Source organism: Bacillus sp. CZDM1 (assembly GCF_055502545.1).
In genome coordinates this window covers 42,582-60,144 of sequence record NZ_JBUESO010000020.1, presented here as the reverse complement: position 1 = coordinate 60,144, position 17,563 = coordinate 42,582, and the positions used below count along the sequence as shown (strand labels likewise).

Annotated in this window: 15 protein-coding genes and 1 pseudogene; 1 reads left to right on the top strand and 15 read right to left on the bottom strand. The window is 37.9% G+C overall.

Going from position 1 to position 17,563, the window contains the following annotated elements:
- Window positions 1-201: 201 nt before the first annotated feature.
- The 11 genes from ACY3XC_RS26525 to ACY3XC_RS26475 all read right to left on the bottom strand — a co-directional run bounded on the left by ACY3XC_RS26525 (window position 202) and on the right by ACY3XC_RS26475 (window position 11,395).
- Window positions 202-306, bottom strand: a complete 105-nt coding sequence (locus tag ACY3XC_RS26525) for an alpha-amylase family glycosyl hydrolase (RefSeq protein WP_464871230.1) — start codon at window positions 304-306, stop codon at window positions 202-204.
- Between the two features lie 33 nt (window positions 307-339).
- Entirely contained in the window at window positions 340-2,028 is a 1,689-nt protein-coding gene (locus ACY3XC_RS26520; protein ID WP_464871229.1) for a glycoside hydrolase family 13 protein, read from the bottom strand.
- A 51-nt stretch (window positions 2,029-2,079) separates the two neighbouring features.
- Window positions 2,080-2,760, bottom strand: coding sequence for a YesL family protein (locus tag ACY3XC_RS26515; RefSeq protein ID WP_464871228.1), 681 nt, complete (start codon window positions 2,758-2,760; stop codon window positions 2,080-2,082).
- A gap of 105 nt (window positions 2,761-2,865) precedes the next feature.
- Complete coding sequence (locus tag ACY3XC_RS26510; protein WP_179160164.1) at window positions 2,866-3,834, bottom strand: sugar phosphate isomerase/epimerase family protein; 969 nt, start codon at window positions 3,832-3,834, stop codon at window positions 2,866-2,868.
- 17 nt (window positions 3,835-3,851) lie between these two features.
- Window positions 3,852-4,895 (bottom strand): Gfo/Idh/MocA family protein, encoded by a 1,044-nt coding sequence (locus ACY3XC_RS26505; protein WP_464871227.1) that lies wholly within the window; start codon window positions 4,893-4,895, stop codon window positions 3,852-3,854.
- Window positions 4,896-4,897: 2 nt separating this feature from the next.
- Window positions 4,898-5,929 (bottom strand): Gfo/Idh/MocA family protein, encoded by a 1,032-nt coding sequence (locus tag ACY3XC_RS26500; RefSeq protein ID WP_464871226.1) that lies wholly within the window; start codon window positions 5,927-5,929, stop codon window positions 4,898-4,900.
- A 31-nt stretch (window positions 5,930-5,960) separates the two neighbouring features.
- Window positions 5,961-6,689: a ThuA domain-containing protein gene (locus ACY3XC_RS26495; protein ID WP_464871225.1), complete on the bottom strand. Its 729-nt coding sequence runs from the start codon at window positions 6,687-6,689 to the stop codon at window positions 5,961-5,963.
- A gap of 79 nt (window positions 6,690-6,768) precedes the next feature.
- Window positions 6,769-7,809 carry a LacI family DNA-binding transcriptional regulator gene (locus tag ACY3XC_RS26490; RefSeq protein WP_464871224.1) on the bottom strand — a complete coding sequence of 347 codons (1,041 nt, stop codon included), beginning with the start codon at window positions 7,807-7,809 and terminating at the stop codon, window positions 6,769-6,771.
- 116 nt (window positions 7,810-7,925) lie between these two features.
- Window positions 7,926-8,744 carry a carbohydrate ABC transporter permease gene (locus ACY3XC_RS26485; RefSeq protein ID WP_179160169.1) on the bottom strand — a complete coding sequence of 273 codons (819 nt, stop codon included), beginning with the start codon at window positions 8,742-8,744 and terminating at the stop codon, window positions 7,926-7,928.
- Window positions 8,744-9,604, bottom strand: coding sequence for a carbohydrate ABC transporter permease (locus ACY3XC_RS26480; protein ID WP_464871223.1), 861 nt, complete (start codon window positions 9,602-9,604; stop codon window positions 8,744-8,746). Before ACY3XC_RS26480 ends, ACY3XC_RS26485 begins: the two co-directional genes overlap by 1 nt.
- A 495-nt stretch (window positions 9,605-10,099) precedes the next feature.
- Complete coding sequence (locus ACY3XC_RS26475; protein ID WP_464871222.1) at window positions 10,100-11,395, bottom strand: ABC transporter substrate-binding protein; 1,296 nt, start codon at window positions 11,393-11,395, stop codon at window positions 10,100-10,102.
- 674 nt (window positions 11,396-12,069) lie between these two features.
- Here ACY3XC_RS26475 and ACY3XC_RS26470 point away from each other — a divergent pair.
- Window positions 12,070-12,282, top strand: a pseudogene (locus ACY3XC_RS26470) (transposase); the annotation flags it as partial.
- A gap of 312 nt (window positions 12,283-12,594) precedes the next feature.
- On the opposite strand, the gene ACY3XC_RS26465 reads toward ACY3XC_RS26470, so the two are convergent.
- The 4 genes from ACY3XC_RS26465 to ACY3XC_RS26450 all read right to left on the bottom strand — a co-directional run bounded on the left by ACY3XC_RS26465 (window position 12,595) and on the right by ACY3XC_RS26450 (window position 17,507).
- The gene (locus ACY3XC_RS26465) at window positions 12,595-14,256 is read right to left on the bottom strand and encodes a glycoside hydrolase family 13 protein (RefSeq protein ID WP_464871221.1); all 1,662 of its coding nucleotides are present in this window, start codon (window positions 14,254-14,256) and stop codon (window positions 12,595-12,597) included.
- On the bottom strand, window positions 14,253-15,302 hold the full coding sequence (locus tag ACY3XC_RS26460; RefSeq protein ID WP_464871220.1) for a LacI family DNA-binding transcriptional regulator: 1,050 nt from the start codon (window positions 15,300-15,302) through the stop codon (window positions 14,253-14,255). The genes ACY3XC_RS26465 and ACY3XC_RS26460 overlap by 4 nt, the downstream gene beginning before the upstream one ends.
- Before the next feature lie 80 nt (window positions 15,303-15,382).
- Window positions 15,383-16,219 (bottom strand): sugar ABC transporter permease, encoded by an 837-nt coding sequence (locus ACY3XC_RS26455; protein ID WP_464871219.1) that lies wholly within the window; start codon window positions 16,217-16,219, stop codon window positions 15,383-15,385.
- Window position 16,220: 1 nt separating this feature from the next.
- On the bottom strand, window positions 16,221-17,507 hold the full coding sequence (locus ACY3XC_RS26450; protein WP_464871218.1) for an ABC transporter permease subunit: 1,287 nt from the start codon (window positions 17,505-17,507) through the stop codon (window positions 16,221-16,223).
- Window positions 17,508-17,563 lie beyond the last annotated feature (56 nt).

The window sequence follows — 17,563 nt, the reverse complement described above, 5'->3', positions numbered from 1 at the left end:
GGATAACTGGGTTCGATTACAAACCCCTTGACTTTTTGGCTCAGAGTCAAGAAATCAGTATGGAAAAATTATACTTATAATCCATATAAAGTAATATTTGTATACCCTTGTGGATATTTTTGCAATGCTAGTGGAAAACCTCCCCTTATTTCCCCCGAAACGAGCTCCATTCTTCATTTAACCGGAAAATATCCGCTTATTTTACTTTTGCTGGTGATCAAGCCACCCATTCACCATGTCATAAAGTGTTTGTCGAACCTCTTTTTTCTCCCAATTAAGGCCGGGCTGCTTTTTCGAAAAAAAAATATTGGCCAGTTGCTTTACCTCTAATTCTTCCGCTTACGACCGTAATAAATAAACTCTGGCTTCATACGGTTTCAATTGAAAACTTTTGATATTTTCATTACTTTCTATAACATAATTACCAATTAATAAATCATGAGATTTATATGTAATGGTTTCAGGCAGAATAAAAACAGGCTGTTCCGAACTAAAATTCGTTACAACAAGTAACATTTCATTTTTTAATGTCCTTGTATATGCAGCTATTTTTTCGTGGTCTGCATATAGTAAATCATATTTCCCATACACAATAATCGGATATGCTTTTCTTAACTGAATCAATTTTTTATAATAATGATAGATTGAATTTGGGTCAGAAATAGCCTTTTCAGCATTAATTTCCCTATAATTTGGATTCACCATCAACCAAGGCTCCCCAGTTGTAAAGCCAGCTTGGCCGGAATCATCCCATTGCATTGGCGTTCTGGCATTATCGCGGCTTTTTGCATAAATAGCGTTCATAACATCTTCAGGGTTTTTCCCTTGATTCTCCGTAGCATCCTTATACATGTTTAGCGTTTCAATACAACGATGATCATCAATCGCTGGAAATCTTAAATTGGTCATCCCAATTTCTTCTCCTTGATAAATATATGGAGTCCCCTGCATCATATGCAGCCATGTTCCGAGCATTTTTGCTGATTCCACCCGATACTCTTGATCATTACCAAAACGAGAAACAGGACGAGCCTGATCATGATTGCTTAAATATAAACTATTCCAGCCCTTACCTTCGAGAATCTTTTGCCATTTTGTCATGATCTGCTTTAACTCTTTTAAGTCAAAAGGTTTTACATCCCATTTTATATTATTTTTAGCATCGACTCTCATATGTTCAAACTGGAAGACCATGTTTAAGGTTCCATCGTTTTGATCTGTATATTTCAGTGCGTCCTCAGGATTAACTTCAGGCATTTCTCCTACAGTCATAATGTCATACTTAGATAACACTTTTTCTTTCATTTCCCGAAGATATTCATGAATTCTCGGTCCATTGACGAAATATTTCCCTGCCCACTGGTATTTTCCTTTACGGTTTCTTTCTTCAACGTCAGGAAAATTTGAGTCTTTAGAAATCACATTGATGACATCCATACGGAAACCATCAATCCCCTTTTCTAACCACCAGGTCATCATGTCATAAATTTCTTGGCGCAGCTTTGGATTTTCCCAGTTCAAATCAGGCTGTTTTTTGCTAAATAAGTGAAGATAATATTCATCCGAAACTTGGTCATATTGCCAAGTAGATCCGCTAAAAAAGGATTGCCAGTTACTCGGCTCCTCCCCTTTTTCACCTGGCCTCCAAATATAATAATCACGGTAGGGATTGTCCTTTGATTGCCTTGATTCGATAAACCATTTGTGTTCATCCGATGTATGGTTTACAACCAAATCCATCATCAGCTTCATATCTCTTTTATGTATCTCACTAAGCATAGTCTCCCAATCTTCAATGGTACCAAACTCATCCATAATGGCTTGATAGTCACTGATATCATAACCACCATCATCATTTGGAGACTCATATACGGGAGAAAGCCAAATCACATCTATCCCCAACTCATATAAGTAATCTAGTTTTTCAATGATTCCTTTAATATCGCCAATGCCATCGCCATTACTATCCTTAAAGCTTCGCGGATATATTTGATAGACGACACTTTCCTTCCACCACTTTTTTTCCAAAATTTTGCCTCCCAATTTCGATTTGAGTGTCTTACTGTTACTTTTGCCAATTCAAGCTGATATTACTTTTAGATAAAATCGATAAAATGCAGAAAATGATAAATACGCGATTAATGACCCCGTAAAAAAGGGAAGCAAAAACCAAAATACATTTAAACTGAGGTATAAAAGGATGCTATTACTAATGAGAATCGTTAAGAATAGTACCGGACTTCCAAATGTAATCAGTAAGGCATTTTTCATTGCAGGCACTACTTTCATGTGATAATGAGCAATAATCGAAAAGAAGTTGATGGAAAATACAAATAATACAATTCCTATTAGTAGGAAAATGCCCATAAAGATAATATTTTCCTTACTAAAATAGTAGAAATCCACTGCCCAGAAAGTCCAGATTGCCGTTAAGACTAACCCCCCAAGCAGACTTTTTTTGTAGTTTTCTTTATAGTAACGCCAATATTGCCTGATAGAGGTACTCTCTTCCTGGATAACCCAATCCCTTGCTGAAGCAAACATCGCGGTCGTTGCCGGAAAAAATAATAAAGGCAGCAAAATGATAAGCGGCACGAGTAAAACGACCAAGACCACTTTTTGCTCAACAAATATGATTGTCAATAATATGAAAACAATAGGAATATTAAATAGGAACCATAATAAATTGATTACAGTAAATCTCATAATCCATTCACATAGGCGGTATAATCCCCCCATTAGATCAGAAGATCCTTTCATTTTCCTCCTCCTTTACTCCCAACAATTTAAAAAAACCCTTTAAGTATAGATGGCTCGTGTCTTAACACAAGTTTACTTAAAGGGAGGCACTTTTTTATAGGGGTCCTAAGCCCACCATATATCGGTTGGGGTTTCTTCGATAATCACGCTTTTTAAATTTTTCACTGCCCGGCTGAAGCCTTCATCAATTGACATGATTGGGTCTTCATGCTCGATGCTGATCACGTAATCGTACCCATATGTCTTAAGGGCACTTACGATATTTGACCACTCTTGAATACTATGCCCATATCCTACTGAACGAAAAGTCCAAGCACGAGTTTGTACGTTCGAATATGGCTGCATGTCCGTTAATCCATACATATTTACATTTTCTTGATCGATGTATGTATCTTTCGCATGGAAATGATGGATGGCATTTTCCTTGCCTAGTATTTTTATCGCTGCAACAGGATCAATTCCCTGCCACCATAAATGACTAGGATCAAGGTTGGCGCCGATTGCATCACAAGTTGCTTCTCGTAATTTCAACATGGTATAAGGGGTGTGAACAAGGAAACCTGCATGAAGCTCCAAGCCAATCTTTACCCCATTTTCTTTAGCAAACTCACCTTGCTGTTTCCAATACGGGATTAGTTTTTCCTCCCATTGCCAGGTTAAAAGGTCAGAATACTCATTTGGCCATGGCGTTACAGGCCAGTTAGGAAACTTAGCTCCTTCCTGGTCTCCAGGTATTCCCGAAAAAGTATTCACTACTGGTACACTCATCAGTGCTGCCAGCTTAATTGTTTTGGTTAAGGTATCATGAGATTCTTTCGCAAATTGCTCGTCAGGTGAAATCGGGTTTCCATGACAGCTGAATGCACTGATCGTTAAACCACGGGAATGGACTTTTTCAAGATATTCCGCTCGCTTTTCTTCACTTTCAAGTAATTCTTCTAACGGACAGTGGGCATTTCCAGGATAACAGCCAGTTCCGATTTCAACGGCTTTTAAACCTGAAGCTTGGACATGATCAAGCATATCCTCAAATGATTTGCTAGAAAATAAAACGGTAAAAACGCCTAATTTCAATTCCGCCAACCTCCATTCTATTTGTTATATTGAACACTCTTCCCTGTTTCGCTGCTAATATAAATCGATTCGATGATTTTGTTTACCTTTAATGCCTCTTCCGGCTTCACCACAATTTCAGCAATACCCAGACACGCATCAATAAAGTTTTCTGCTTGCGGGACTCCTGCATCTTCTTCCCCAATGATGACAGCTGCTTCTGTATTTAAAAGCATTCCATTTTTAGCTTGATACAGCTCAAAAGGAAATACATTGATACCACCATTAACTCCAGAAATACTTAAATGCTCTTTATCTTCCTTTATATTTGCTGCCCATGAACATTCAAATAGAAGCGATGATCCATTTTCAAAGGTAATATAGCTTGTCACATGATCATCCACATCGAATGTTTCTGGATCGAATGAGCCCCATTCATTTACCTGATTCGGTATTTTGCTTAAACGGTTATAGGATTTACCGATTACTTGCACCGGTTCTGGGTCGCCTAATAACCATAATGCTAAATCAAGAAGGTGGCAGCCATAGTCAATTAAGCTTCCGCCTCCCTGCAATTCTTTGTTTGTAAATACACCCCAGCCAGGTACTTTTCTACGTCTTAATGCCTGTACTCTCGTTACAAGCGGCTCACCTACATCGCCATTAACCATCGCTTCCTTTGCAGCTTGCGATTGTTTTTTATGACGATAATGATAGGCAATGGATAAAACTTTATTATTTTTTTTGGAAGCCGCAATCATTGCTTCACATTCTTCCGTGGTAATTGCCATTGGTTTTTCACACAGGACATGAATGCCCGCTTCAAGCGCAGCGGTAACAATTTCAGCATGGGACTTATTAGGTGTACAAATGGTAACAGCATCTACTAAATCAAACATTTGTCGATAATCCGTAAATACATGTGGAATGCCATTCTTCTCAGCAACTTCTTGAGCCCTGCTCACATTTAAATCACTGACCGCAGTGATTGTCACTTTATCTGCCATTTTTAAATATACTGGAATATGTCTAATCTGGGCGATTCCTCCGACCCCGATGATTCCCATTCTAATCTTACTCATGCTTACACCTTACTAACCTTTGTAATTTGCTTGGATTCATTTGACTCGATTGCTGCAATAATCACTTCTAATGACTTTTTGCCTTCCTCACCACTAATAGGAGGTTCAGTGTCCGTTTCAATCGCATGAACAAAGTTTTCAATCACATGAGTATTCTTTTGTCCGCCCTCATCATTAGACTGAATCTTCCCTAATTCGTAACGGACGACTTCACCATTTTTATATTGAACAATCAAGGAATAATTTGGATCATCTTCTAGACGTAAGATGGCATTTTCACCATAAATAATAGTTGAATTATCTTCACCCGCCGTGTAAGCCCAGCTAGCGGCAAGTGTGCCAATTATTCCGCTCTCTGATTTTAGAATGAAAACAGCATTGTCATCTACATCAGAGCCTTCTTTTGCACTTGTTTCAACAAAGCTGGCAACTTCAACAAATTCTTCTCCTAACAAATAACGAAGAAGATCGGCTTTATGGACACCCAAGTCACCCATTGCACCAATAAAGGCTTGTTCCTTTTTAAAGAACCAGCTTTCTTTCCCATCTGCACTCCAGCCTTCAGGACCGCCGTGACCAAATGCTGTTCTAAAGCTGTAAATTTTTCCTACTTCACCATCTTCGATTAACTTTCTTGCTTTAACATGTGAAGGGACAAATCGTTGATTATGTGCAATCATTAATTTTTTATTATTTTTCTTTGCGGCCTCAATCATCTGATCCGCTTCTTCTCTCGAAGTTGCCATCGGTTTTTCACATAAAACATGGCATCCTGCGGTTAATGCAGCTATCGATACGGGCGCGTGAAGTGCATTCGGAAGACAAACACTTACTGCGTCTATCTTTTCATTTGCAAATAATTCCTCATAACTTGTGTATGCTTTTGCATTATATTTTTTTGCCATTTCATTTGCACGATTTTCAACAATATCACAAACTGCAGTGATTTCTACAGCTGGATGAGAATCGTATTCGACTAAATGGCGGTGTCTTGCAATACTTCCACAACCAATAACAGCAACTTTCAATGACATGGTTTCTCTCTCCTTTTAGCTCCGCGTAAATTTAAACATTTGCTTTTTCTGAGATTTTTTCTAATGGCTTTGAATTTCCGTATACAGGGACAGCAGTTTTAGAAGGCTTAGCCCAGTTTACACCGTTTTTAATCACTCTCTGAATTTCTGCATTATGATAAGTCTTATATGTCTCATGTCCAGGGCGGAAGTAGAAAATTTTCCCTTGTCCGCGTTTGAACGTGCAGCCGCTGCGGAATACCTCTCCACCTTCAAACCAGCTTACAAAAATAAGTTCGTCTGGTGTTGGAATGTCAAAATGCTCACCATACATTTCTTCCTGCTCTAATTCTATATATTGTCCAAGTCCTTCCGCAATTGGATGTGTTGGATCTACAACCCAAAGACGCTCTTTTTCGCCAGCCTCACGCCACTTAAGGTCACATCCAGTACCCATTAACTTTTTGAAAATCTTGGAGAAATGCCCTGAGTGCAAGACAACTAATCCCATACCTTCTAGAACTCTTTTGTGAACTTTTTCAACAATCTCATCCTTAACGTCTTCATGTGCTTTATGTCCCCACCATACTAACACATCTGTTTCATTCAATACTTCATCCGTTAAACCGTGTTCAGGTTCATCTAACGTTGCGGTTTTAACCGTAATTTGGTCTTCTTTTAAAAATTCGGCAATTGTACCATGAATCCCGTTAGGGTAATTTTCTGCAACCACTTGATTTGTTTTTTCATGTCGGTTTTCATTCCATACTAATACCTTCATATATGTTCTCTCCTTATATTAAAGAAATTTTATGTAAGGCAAACGTTTGCACTATTTTGTGCACGAATGCCTCTCTTAATTAAATAGAGACTTCTTCATGTCCATACACTTTACATGATTCTCTTTCCACAATAAGTGCAGGAATAATAATTCTTTTATTGATCGTTTCTGGTTCTTTTATCTGTTCAATCAAGCATCGCGCTGATTCATACCCCAATTGAAAGGTTTGGATATCTACCGAAGTCAAAGGAGGGGTTGATAGTCTTGAAATCATCGTATTGTTAAAGCTCACAATACTTATGTCATCAGGAACCTTAATATTGCGTTCTTTTAATGCTAATACTACAATTAGTGCATTTAAATCATCTGTAATGACGAATGCGGTTGGAGGTTCTGTTAAATTCAACAATTCATCAATCGCTAGTGTACCCAGATCCCGATCGTAAGGAAAATTCTTTATATAATCATCATGAATTTCCAAATTACTCTCTCTTACTGCCTCTTTATATCCGCTTAATCTCGCTTGTGTTACTTCAAACCTAGGATCTCCACCAATAAATCCAATCCGCTGATGCCCTCGTTTTATTACATAGTCAGTGGCATCCTTCGCGGCTTGTAAATTATCATTATCAACATACATTATTTTATTAGAATCGAATACAGGTTTTCCGATAACGGCAAAAGGAATTCCGGAGCTCATGAGAAAGGGGACCACTTTATCGTCCTTTTTTGAATATAATACAATAACTCCGTCCACTCTTTTCCCTTGGACCATTTTTTCCGTATCAACAAAAATGTCATCCTCTGTCTCCCCTGTGGTAAGCAGCATACTATATCCTTGTTTATGGCAATAAGCACTTATTCCACTTAACACTTCAGGAAAAACAGGATTAAGGAGAGATTGGCTTGTTGAATTCTTCATGACAATTCCTATTGTCTGTGTTGATCTTTGGACAAGAGTTCTGGCATTAAGATTAAGATGATAGCCCATTTCTTCCATAACTTTACGAACTTTCCGTTTTGTTTTTTCACTAATATTTGGACTATCAGACATAACACGTGAAACAGTAGAGGGTGCCACATTCGCTTTTTTAGCAACATCCTTAATCGTGACCGACATTTCTCTTCTCCCCTTTTATTGTGCTCAATGAAGATAGGGATAATCATTTTCTCTTCTCTAAGTTGTTCATTCTATCTCTTCAAAAAAACAACATATACCATTCCCTTATTATATTACTATTTGACAGCCCCTTCGGAAACACCTTTAATAATTTGTTTTTGTGCAAAGAAGTACGCGATAATGACCGGAATAATAGCAATTGTCAATCCTGCTAAGGCTAAATGCCATTGCTTTGTAAATTGTCCAAAGAAGAAGAACATTTTTAAAGGAATCGTCGCTGACTCTTCTTTCAGTACAAGTGATGGCAATAAGAAGTCATTCCAAATCCAGATTACATTTAGAATTCCAACGGTAACTGAAATTGGTTTTAACAATGGGAAAATAATATGCCAAAACACTTGGAATTTGTTCGCACCATCAATGTATGCAGCTTCATCTAGTGAATTAGAAATACCTGTCATGGCGCCATGATATAAGAATATGGAAAGACTGCTTCCAAATCCTAAATACATAAAGATCAATCCAACTCGATTGAGCATTTCAGCTTGACCGAAAATTGAGACAAGGGGAATCATTACGGATTGGAAAGGAATAAGCATCGCACCAACAAAAAGGAAAAAGATAATACCACTCAGTTTACTTTTATTTCTTGCTAAAGCATAGCCTGCCATCGATGAAAACAGGATAATAACCCCTACACCTAAAATGGAAATAAGAAGGGAGTTAATGAGAGAGCTAATAAAATCTAAATGATCAAAAGCTTCAACAAAGTTATCTGAGGTAAATTCATCCGGCATCCCAAGAACATCTGTGAAAATCTCCCTTTTTGTTTTAAAGGCATTGACAAGCATTAAGTAAAAGGGTGATAACCAAAGAATAGCTAATAGAAGGCCGAAAATTTCGAATAAAAAACGACTTCTTTTCTTTTGCTGCATTACAAGTCGACCTCCCGTTTCTTGTTATAGTAAACCTGTGTTAACGCTACGGCTGCTACAAGGATAAGGAAGATAACCCCTTTTGATTGTGCTAAAGCCATTTGGTTTTCATTAAAGGCCGTTTTATAAATTTCCATCGCTACCATCTGTGTAGAGTTGAACGGTCCGCCGCCTGTTAATGATAAGTTTTGATCATATATTTTAAAGGAGTGAGATACTGTTAAAAACATACTTACTGTAAATGCAGGAGCTACTAATGGGAAAATGATATTTTTAAATCGTTGGAAGCTATTAGCCCCATCAATTTCCGCTGCTTCAAGTAAGTCACCCGGTATATTCTCCAAATAGGCAATGTAAATAATCATAATATATCCAGCCCATTGCCAGCAATTAAGAATGACAAGTCCCCAAAAGCCTGTTTCTGTGGTAGATAACCAGCCCTTCAAACCTTCAATTCCCAGCAAATCGCCTAAACTGCTAAAAGCACTGACAAAAATAAACTGCCAAATAAATCCAAGAATTAGCCCGCCGATTAAGTTCGGCATAAAGAATACGGTTCTTAAGAAGTTGCTTGATTTTAATCCTTGTGTAACAAGTAAAGCGAGTCCCATACCAAGGACATTAAGTAAAATGACTGATACAACAGCAAATTTAATCGTAAACCATAGTGAAGCTCTGAATTCTTCTTCTTTAAATAAATCAATGTAGTTGCCAAAACCTAAAAACTCATCTGCAGTAAGACCATTCCAATTTGTGAAGGAATAAACAAATCCATAGAGTAATGGGATGATGACCACTAGCCCTAAAGCTAAAAGAACCGGTGTCACAAAAATCCAAAACGATATATCCCGATTTCTCACCTGAAACCCCCCGATACATTTCCCGACATATGTATGTGTCGGCAGTATTTTAAAAAAGTACTTTTAAAAGCTGATTCATTCTCTAACAAACCAGATAAACACGTTTTTTTAGGCTGTGTTAAAGCTAAATGTTGATTTTACTGTGTTTGGAAAATAAGCGGAGAATTTCCGTTTAAATTGGGAAATCCCCCTATTTCCTTCATAATAAGCGGAGTTTTTCCGCTTATGGTATCCAAATCATTGGATTTTGTCTTATTTAAAGCAGTTAACCGGAATATTTCCGCTTATATCGACTTTTTAATCTTTCTTTATATCAATAGACGGAAATTCTCCGCTTATGAATAATCAACCCTACACGAAAATTAACAATGAATAATAACACAGCCTTTTTTTAAAGAAGCTAACGAAGCATTAAGGTTATGCTCCGTTAGCTTATATTCCATTACTAGCTTGTTCAATCTATTTTAGAAAATACAGTCAAATCATGAGCCGAGATTATTGACGTGATTTTTCCCAAGATTCTTGAGCAGACTTTATTGCCTCTTCCCAAGAACCTTCGCCGCTTAAATATTTCTGCATGTTAACAGCTAATACTTCTTCCTGCCAACCGATAGGTGATCCTAAGAATACCCAGCCAATTGTGTTGCCTTCAGAAGAATATTTGTAAATTTCCTGTGAAAGTGGGTCAGCAATCTTCGATGTATCATAACCTTCGTATGCAGGGATAAATTTAAAGTCTTCCATTACAGCTGTCTTACCTGTATCAGATGTATACATCCAATCTAAGAAGTCCTTAGAAGCTTGTACTACTTTTTCATCACTCTTCTTGTTTACTGCCCAGTACATTGGAACGCCTACAGGAAGTTTTCCTTCAAATCCTTCAACAGGAATTGGAATCATACCAATATTGTTTTCAGCATGTTCTGGATCGATATCTAAGATAGAGTTATAAGTCCAGTTTCCTTGCTGAATCATCGCAACTTTTCCTAATGAGAATAATTGCTCAACTTGTTGAGAATAGTCTAGGCTTAATACAGGCTGTACAGAGTACTTAGCTTGCAGGTCAAGCATTCTCTTTAATTCTTCTGATTTTGTGAATGGTACTGATTTTGCATTAAATGCTTCTAGTACACTATGGTTGAAATCAGGAGCCATGAAAACGTTCGCTAAGTGATTACCAATCACCCATGTTTCTTTAGCCGCCAGCGCGAATACTGCATCAAGACCAAGTTCTTTCTTTTTGCTGTCTAATGTTTTAACTGCTTTTTCTAAATCCTCATATGTTTTAATTGCTGCTGGGTCTATACCTGCATCTTTAAAAACCTTTTTATTGTAAATATATCCGTAACCTTCTTGGTTAAATGGTAATCCAAGAGTCTCTTCGCCATCCTTAACGCTGTCAAGTGTACCTTCTAAAGCTGCCTGTGCTGCTTTTGTTTCTGACATATCTGCCAGCCATTCTCTATAATCTTCAACATCTGACGGACCGCCTACGTTAAAAATGTCCGGTTCATCTCCAGCAGAAAATGCTGACTTTAATGATGCACCATAGTCATTACCGCCGCCAACTGTTTTTACATTTATATCTATACCAGGGTTTTCTTCTTCATACTTCTTTACAAGTTCTTCAAATTGGTTTTTAAACTCGACCTTAAATTGAAAAACATCAACTGTTACCTTATCCCCTGAATCTGCGTTGTCTTTTTCATCACCAGCTGCACATCCTCCTAATACAACACTAGATGCTAAAAGTGTTGATAGAATTCCCGCATAAAATTTTTTACTCTTCATTCTTTTTTCCTCCTAAAATGAAAGTCTTTAATTCATTTTTTACTATGAATTCGTTTGCATAAATTTATGCACAACCACCTAGAGTAACCGTTTTCAAAACTAGTAATATTTTAAAGTAAATTGGGAACCCTATATAAATCTAGTAATTCACACCAATTTACCAATATAAAAATTTACGAAAACGTTTGCATTAAGTGAATGAATTTATATTAACACAGCATAACTAGAATCACAATACTTTTTAATAACGAATTTCTCGAAGAACTTTCACCCCAAAAAGAACACATTAGAATTCTTTGTGAAATTACTATTTGCCGTTTATTCTTCCTGCACGTTGATATCAACATTCCGATATAATAGAGTCATACGTGATTTTGGCTCTTCTCTAATAGAATGTTGTTTTTTGTATACAAATGGACCGTTCCTTTCCGCTACAGGTGCTTGCTTTCCGCGGGGAGGAAGTCGAGCCTCCTCGACGCTGTGCGTCTGTGGGGTCTCGACCTTTCCTCTACATCCCGCAGGAGTCAAGCACCTTTCGCTCCAATCCACTCCTTGCTATCAATATTGATAATGGCACAATCTTTCAGAAAAGAAGACTTTATTTTCAAAAACTTTAACGATTCACCGCGCTAATTCGATATAATATTTTTTATATTAATTGGACCATGTTTTTGGAGGAACATAAAGAGAAGGTTCAACTTAACCGACTTTCGAAGTCAGGTAAAGTACTTTACAAATTTAGAAAAGAAAAAGTAGAGCGAAGCTTCGCAGATTCGAAAGAACTGCATGGGCTTTGCTCTTGTAGGTTACGGGGGTTGCATAATGCGAGTGAACAAGTGTTACTCACCGCAGCATGCCAAAACATGAAAAAATTGCCACAGACTTAACGAGGCTAGAGAAAGTGTGTGGCAATTCTAATTTAATGCTCCCCTGTTGATTGGAGCGGAAGGTGCGAAGACTCCTGCGGGAGTACGGGGCAGGGGGAGACCCCGCAGGCGCTTCAGCGCCGAGGAGGCTTCCCGGCACGCCCGCGGAAAGCGAAGCACCTGGAGTGGAAATCAACAGGCCATTGAGCAGACACGATTTTTTTAAAAATCGTAGGTTAGACTCTGATAAAATATAAAATTGCCGAGAAAATTACCCTTTCTCGACAATCTGAGGACGATTTCAATATTGAAATCGTCCTTCGTTTTGTTAAGCTATTTCATTCTATATACTCGCGCCTCATATGGCTGCAAGTTAACTGTCGTTTCTTGCTCATTCACATCATAGTTACTTAAAAAAAGATTGTGAATATCTACACTAATATCTTTAACCTTAACCGGTTTTACAGAAAGGTTTGCTATAACCAGTACCTTATCCTGGTTTAACTTTCTAGTGTAAGCGTAAACCTGTGGATCTTCAGCCAACAGCAAATCATAAGTGCCATAGGTAAACACTTCATTATCCTTTTTTAACTGAATCATCTTTTTGTAAAAATTCAGTATGGATGTCTCATCTTTTTTCTGGGATTCAACATTAATACTTTTATAGTTTGGGTTCACTTTAATCCATGGACTGCCTGTAGAGAAACCAGCATTTACTTCATCTGACCATTGCATTGGAGTCCGAGAATTATCACGGCCTGAAGCCCAAATTACTTCCATGATTTCTTCATGGGAAACTCCTTCTGCTTTTTTCAAACGGTACATATTCTTTGCAGAAACATCATTATAGTCATCAATAGAATCAAATTGGACATTTGTCATACCAATTTCTTGTCCTTGGTAAATGAAAGGTGTACCCTGCATCAAGAAATAAATGGCTGCAAACGCTGTTGCACTTTCGCGCCAGTATTCCTTGTCATTCCCCCAAGTGGAGACCACACGAGCCTTATCATGATTTTCAATGAACAGGGCATTCCAGCCTTTACCTTCAAGCCCCTTCTGCCAGCGGGATAAAACATCTTTCAGTTCAATAATATTAAGTTCTTTTTTCACTTCTGCATCCCAAAGATTAAGGTGCTCAAATTGAAAAACCATATTGAATTTTCCGTGCTTTTCTCCGACCCACTGATCAACATCAGCTGCATCATCTACCGTTACACCATTCGCTTCGCCTACAGTCATGATGTCATACTTCGAGAAAGTCTCTTCCTTTAACTCTTCCAAAAACGTATGAATTCCATCAACATTCATCATCTTATCAAAACAAGGAACATAGTTTAACCCTTTAGGATTTGGCATGTCCTCTAGTCCATCTTCTTTTTTAATATGGCTGATAGCATCTACACGGAATCCGTCGATACCTTTATCAAGCCACCAATTCACCATGTCATAAAGTGATTGTCGAACCTCTTTATTCTCCCAATTAAGGTCGGGCTGCTTTTTCGAAAAAATATGCAAAAAGTATTGGCCGGTTTCTTTATCATACTCCCAAGCAGAACCGCCAAAAATACTCTCCCAATTATTCGGCTCTTCCCCATCTTTACCGTCTCTCCAAATATACCAGTCCCGCTTTGGACTTTCCTTACCGGAGCGGGATTCAATAAACCATTGGTGCTCATCACTCGTATGATTGATCACTAAATCTAGAATCAGTTTCATACCGCGTTGGTGTGTCTCATGTAACAGCTGGTCAAAATCAGCCATGGTCCCGAATTCCTTCATTGTTTCTTGATAATCACTAATGTCATACCCATTATCATCATTCGGTGATTGATACATTGGACAAATCCAAATTACATCAATTCCCAACTCTTGTAAATAATCTAACTTAGATATAATTCCCTGAATATCACCTATTCCATCCCCGTTCGAATCCATAAAGCTGCGGGGATACACTTGATAGGCAACTGCTTCTTTCCACCATATTTTTTTCATGTTATGTCCTTTCTAATCCCATCTGGATTTGGCTTTGTGCATGATGAACGTTCAATTATTTGATGAGAAATGATTAAGCGTTTAGTAGGCTCATTGTTGTTTTCCACCATAACGATTAAATTTTTCGATGCCTGATAGCCAAGTTCAAATATATTGATATCCACTGAGGTCAGAGGCGGTCTCGCCAATTCTGCAAGCAGCACATTATTAAAGCTGACAATAGATACGTCATCTGGTACTTTAATTCCGAGTTCATCCAGTTTATTGAGAACACCTAAAGCCATAAAATCATCGGCTACAACCAGGGCTGTAGGCGGCTGCTCAAGTGCCATTAATTCACGGACAGCTCCTTGACCACCTTCTCTTAGAAACTCTTCATGAATCATATATTCGTTGCTAATAGTAAGATCAGCATTTTTCAAAGCTTGTTGATAACCCGCAATACGATCGACTGTGACCATAAGCTCTGCACTTCCGCCGATAAAACCAATTTTCTCGTGTCCATGGCCTATTAAATACTCCGTTGCATCTTTCCCTGCACGGACGTTATCATTATCAACATGAGTAATTTCCTCAATATCTGTATAAGGTTTCCCAATCAGAACAAAAGGAAACCTCTGCTCCTTAAGATAAGATATAACTGGATCATTAACATTAGAATAAAGAAGTATAACCCCGTCTACTCTTTTCCCTTGCACCATTTGAATCACGGCATCAAGCACTTCTTTTTTTGATTTTCCCGTTGACATATGCAAGGCATAATTTTTCTCTTGTGCTCCTTCACTGATTCCCTGCAATACTGTAGGGAAAAAGGGATTTTGAAATCCAACATCCTTAGAGCTCGGCATAACAAGGCCTAACACCTTAGTGGATTGGCTTGCTAGATTTCTTGCATTAAAATTCGGGTGGTAGCCAAGCTGCTCCATTGCTTTTTTCACTTTGCGCTTCGTTTCTTCACTAATTCTAGAGCTGTCTGCGATTACTCTAGAAACCGTTGATGGAGCAACATTCGCAAGCATTGCTACATCCTTAATGGTTACTGCCATATTCCTGACCCCTCTCAAAGGGTTTTTGTTTTTATTATAGTAGAAAAAGGTTTTTATTTTCTACCCCTCTTGTTCCAGCCTTAGCCTTTTGTTCCGCCAGCCGTTAAACCTGACACAAAGAAGCGTTGGAAAGATAAGAATAGAATTGCTATTGGGACTGCAATTAGAACAGCTCCTGCTGCGAACGTGGTAAATTCAGCTCCAAACTGCTTTGCCACCATTTCATATAAACCAACAGCCAAGGTGTAATTTTCTTCTGTCCTAAGTAAAATACTCGCGATAATAAAATCAGCAAATGGTGCAATGAACGAAAATAGGGCTACAACTGCAAGAATAGGTGTGGCTAGCGGCATAACAATTTGGAAAAAGATTCGTAAATGTCCCGCTCCATCAATTTTTGCAGATTCGTCCAATTCCTTTGGAATCGTGTCTAAATATCCCTTCATTAACCAGGTGTTCATCGGTATTTGTCCACCGACATATACAAGGATTAATCCTAAATGTGTATCGATTAATTTCGTTAAAGTCGCCAAAATATAAATCGCTATTAAGGCAGCAAAGTTAGGGATCATTTGCAAAATTAAAAAGGTCATCAACCCATTTTTACGCCCCACAAAACGATATCTTGAGAAAGAGTACGCCGTAAAGCTTACTAAAATGACTGTGAAAATCATAGTTAGAATACTAACCTTTAGAGAATTGATATACCAAAAAATATAGTTACTTTGATCGGTATCAAATAACTCTTTGTAATGGGCTAATGTTGCATTCTTTGGAATGATACTTGATCCAGATAAACTTTGTCCTGGGTTAAACGATGACCCGATGATCCATGCGAGTGGATATAGGATAATAACAAACATAATTAGGACAACTAAATACGTAAGGGTGAGTCTTGCAAAATTTTGTTTTTTCATATTACATCATATCCTCTTCTTGGAATGATTTTGTTCTTTTAAACTGCCAGATGGCAACTGTTATAACAATAATCGATAACAGCATGGTTAACGTTGCTGCCTTTGAGTATTGCGCTGAAGTCATAGTCAGGCGGTAAATCCAAGAAATTAAGATATCTGTTCCGCCGGCGTTTTGGCCAGTTATCGCTGGTCCGCCGCCATTAAATAAATAAATGATATTAAAATTGTTAAAATTAAACGTATATTGTGTAATTAAAACCGGTGCAATTGCGTATAAAACAAGCGGCAATGTGATGTTTTTAAACTTTTGGAAATTGGATGCACCGTCAACCGTAGCGGCTTCATAAAGATCCTGTGAAATGGACTGCAGGACACCTGTGGTCATTGCGAAAATGAATGGGAAGCCAAGCCAGGTTTGCATAAGAATTAGTGCTATTCTTGTGAATATCGGCTCTGTCATCCATGGGAGACCTTCAATACCGAAGAACCCTAGAATGTCTCTGTTAATCGCACCAAATGATTCATTGAACATTCCTGCGAAAACAAGAATAGAAACGAATGCCGGTACTGCCCAAGGCAGTATAAAGACGGTACGGATAATTGCTTTTCCTTTCAAATCCTTTTGATTAACGATAATGGCTAGGAATATCCCCAATGCTACTTGAAAGGTAGTTGCGACGAAGGTCCAAACCAAGGTCCAAGATAAAACGGAGAAGAAGGTTTGACGCCACATATCAACCTTAAAGATCTCAACAAAGTTTTTAAATAATACCCAATCCACAAGCTTAGCAGGCGGAGAATGATAAAGGTCGTAATTTGTGAATGCCAGTAATAATACGAATAGAATCGGAAAAACAACTACGAAAACAAGCAATAAAAATCCAGGAGACATGATTAAATAAGGAAAACCATTATCAATAAGATTTCTATATTGTTCCTTTACAGTACTAATAGGTTCATGATTATCGCGACTTGCCCCTACCTTATAGGCATCTCGGAGGTTAAATAAATAAAAACCAATCCCAAATACTAAAACAATAAGTGCTAGAATTCCGTAAACCAATAAGAAAATAGAATGATCTGTAAATGCAATTTCCCCCAATGTAACTAAACCCCATAATCCTATGTTTAATAAATCATAGAAAACATAGAAAAAAGCTGCACTCATAATGAGAAAGGAGGCTCCTTTTAAAAACTGTTTGTTATAAAGCTGTCCTAACCCAGGAATAACGGAAAGAATCAATGCTTTCTTACGGTGACTGGCTGCATAGGATAAATCTTTAGACATCCTAAACTCCCCTTTCTAATGTCATTTTATAAGCTTCAATGCTTTATCAAGGAAAA